Genomic DNA, 2,612 nt, shown 5'->3' on the forward strand with positions numbered 1-2,612 from the left:
TGCGGTCCGGCACGCGGATCGTATTCTGGTGCTGGACGGGTGCGCCGACTGCTGCGGGAAGAAGAAACTCCGGGCGCTCAGAATCGAGCCGCACCTGCACATCGTCGCGACCGACTGCGGCATCGCGAAGAACGGGATGAGCGAACCCCGGTTCGACGAGATCGAGCGGCTGGCCGCCGCCGTGCTTGAGGCGATCAGGGAGTGAACGCCGGCCGGGTGCAGGCACCCGAAGGCGTAACAAGGGCGCACGCTGTAGCCTGTCCTGCATCGCGCTCCGATGCCCACTGCAGGAGCGGCAGTATCGCCTCCCGGAGCCCGGCACCGTCCCCGGTGAGCGAATACTCCACCCGGGGCGGGATCTCGGCGTAGCAGTGCCGCTCGACGAGATGCTCGTCCACGAGGACTTTGAGCGTGTCGGTGAGAGTCTTCGGGCTAATGCCGGGAAGCGCCCCCTGCAGTTCGGTGAACCGGATCGTCCCGGCCCGTCCGATGGTCGTGATGATCAGGAGCGTCCATTTCTTTGCAATGACGGGAAGTATCCCCCGGAGAGGACAGGTGGCGAACGCCTTGCTATCGTTGCACATAGTTAGTATCAGTATCGACAGGAAGTACCTTAATACTTCATTTGAGAAAGTATTGTCGTGAACACTTCAGACGCTTCTCTCGTGTGCGGATGAAAGAGATATGGGGAAGGGGAGATATCGTGACCCAGGAAACCGGTGAGAACCGCGGCGCCCGGCTGAATCTTATGCAGATGGCAGAGTTTTCCAGGGACGGACCGGTAAAGAAAGACCTGATGCGAGCGGGGCAGACCGATCTGGTTCTCGTCTGCTTCGAGAGCGGCCAGGAGATCCTGCCTCATCGAGAGCCGTATGCGGTACAATTTCTCGTGCTTTCCGGGGAAGGCACCATCGTATCGGGAGACGACGAGTATCAGGTGGAGACGGGGCATCTCGTGGCGGTGGCCGCAAACGGGATGCGGGGTATCAGGTGCCGCACACGGATGATCATCCTCGGGATACGTCACGTTGTGGGAGGGAACCAGACATGCCGGGAGTGATCGAGGCGCGAGACCTGACGAAGGCCTTCGGCACCATCATCGCCGTGGACCGCGTCTCGTTTGAGGTACGCCAGGGTGAGATATTCGGTTTCCTCGGCCCGAACGGGGCGGGGAAGACCACCACCACAAGGATGCTCACCGGTGTCGTTCCGATGGACGGCGGGAGTGTCAGGATCCTCGGGCACGACATCCGAAAAGAGCCGGTCCGGGCGAAGCAGCGGTTCGGCGTCGTGCCCGAGACCTCGAACGCCTACGTCGACCTTACCGCATGGCAGAACCTCATGCTGATGGGGGAGCTCTACGGGCTTGACAGGACCCGGGCAGAACGGCGTTCACGCGACCTCCTCGAGACCCTCGGTCTCTCCGAGAGGAGAGACCAGAAGGTGCAGGGGTACTCCAAAGGCATGAAACAGCGGCTCATACTCGCCATGGCGCTCCTCCACGAGCCCGAACTCCTCTTCCTCGACGAACCGACGAGCGGCCTTGACGTGCAGAGCACGCAGATGATCCTCGCCATGCTGCGGGCGCTGAATGCGGACGGGACCACCATCTTCCTCACCACCCATAACATGGAGGAGGCGAACCGGCTCTGCGACCGGGTCGGGATCATCAGGAGCGGCCGGATCGTCGCTATCGATGCGCCGGAGAGACTCAAGACCGCGATCGACCGTGTCCACCGGATCGAGGTGAGCTTCGATGGGGAGGTTGCGGGAGACCTCCTTTCAGGGCTTGCGGGCATCACCGGGGCTGCCCGAACGGGGGACAAGTGGCAGATCACGGCGGAGGATCAGGACACGGCCATCCGCTCCCTCGTAGCATTCAGCCGGCAGGAGGGGACGGCGATCCTCACCCTGAACACGCTTGCCCCGTCGCTTGACGAGGCCTTCCTGCGGCTGACACAGGAGGAGCGGCCATGAACCCGTCAGCGTTCCGGCAACAGATCCGGCGGGCATGGGCGATCGCGAAGAAGGATATCCGTATCTATTACCTCAAGGGCCCGGTGCTCATCTTCGGAGTTTTCATGCCGGTCTTCCTCTTCCTGGCCTTCTTCATGGGAGGCCGGCAGCTCCCCCTCGCGTTCCTCCTCTCCGGGCTTGTGGGGATGACCCTCTTTTTTACCGCAACCGCCGTATCCCCCGCAATCTTCCCCTGGGAGGGACAGGCAAAGACCCTCGAACGCCTTGCCGCCTGCCCCGTCACCATCGAGGCGATCGTCCTCGGGGATATGATCGCCTCCATCCTCTTCGGCATCGGGGTCACGATGATCACCCTTCTCATCGGGCTTGCGCTCGGCCTCTCGCTCCTGCACGGCATTGTGCTGGGTTTTGCCATCCTGCTTGCCGCACTTTGCTTCTCGGCGATCGGGATGCTCCTTGCCGTCCCTCCTACGAACGTGCCCTCAAACATCATGATGCTCTCCACCCTTCTGAAGTTCCCGCTCGTCTTCATCTCCGGCATCTTCATCCCGCTCGAGCAGATGCCGGCGTGGGGACTTTATCTTGCTGTCTGCTCGCCGCTCACCTACTTCACGGATCTTGTCCGGTACTCGTTT

At 62.0% G+C, this 2,612-nt stretch carries 5 protein-coding genes; 4 read left to right on the forward strand and 1 reads right to left on the reverse strand.

The features are described 5' to 3' along the window. Positions 1 to 205, forward strand: a 205-nt coding sequence (locus PLN84_RS13000; RefSeq protein WP_348532163.1) for a putative zinc-binding protein, incomplete at its 5' end; no start/stop codon positions are given. On the opposite strand, the gene PLN84_RS13005 is transcribed toward PLN84_RS13000, so the two are convergent. Then, a complete protein-coding gene (locus PLN84_RS13005; RefSeq protein ID WP_292727566.1) occupies positions 195 to 584 on the reverse strand; it encodes a helix-turn-helix domain-containing protein in 390 nt (129 codons plus the stop codon). The two genes, PLN84_RS13000 and PLN84_RS13005, sit on opposite strands and share 11 nt — an antisense overlap. Positions 585 to 703: 119 nt before the next feature. Here PLN84_RS13005 and PLN84_RS13010 point away from each other — a divergent pair, with 119 nt between their 5' ends. The 3 genes from PLN84_RS13010 to PLN84_RS13020 form a co-directional block, all read left to right on the forward strand. Then, a complete protein-coding gene (locus PLN84_RS13010; protein ID WP_348532164.1) occupies positions 704 to 1,060 on the forward strand; it encodes a cupin domain-containing protein in 357 nt (118 codons plus the stop codon). After that, entirely contained in the window at positions 1,048 to 1,977 is a 930-nt protein-coding gene (locus PLN84_RS13015) for an ABC transporter ATP-binding protein (protein ID WP_348532165.1), read from the forward strand. The genes PLN84_RS13010 and PLN84_RS13015 overlap by 13 nt, the downstream gene beginning before the upstream one ends. Then, the coding region (locus PLN84_RS13020; protein ID WP_348532166.1) for an ABC transporter permease at positions 1,974 to 2,612 on the forward strand (639 nt) is incomplete at its 3' end. The genes PLN84_RS13015 and PLN84_RS13020, both read left to right, overlap by 4 nt.

This window comes from Methanoculleus sp. (assembly GCF_035363275.1).
Classification (GTDB): domain Archaea; phylum Halobacteriota; class Methanomicrobia; order Methanomicrobiales; family Methanoculleaceae; genus Methanoculleus.

Excerpts from the sequence above, each read along its gene's own strand:
- PLN84_RS13015 (WP_348532165.1), top strand. The coding sequence starts at position 1,048 with ATGCCGGGAGTGATCGAGGCGCGAGACCTGACGAAGGCCTTCGGCACC.
- PLN84_RS13005 (WP_292727566.1), bottom strand. The coding sequence starts at position 584 with ATGTGCAACGATAGCAAGGCGTTCGCCACCTGTCCTCTCCGGGGGATA.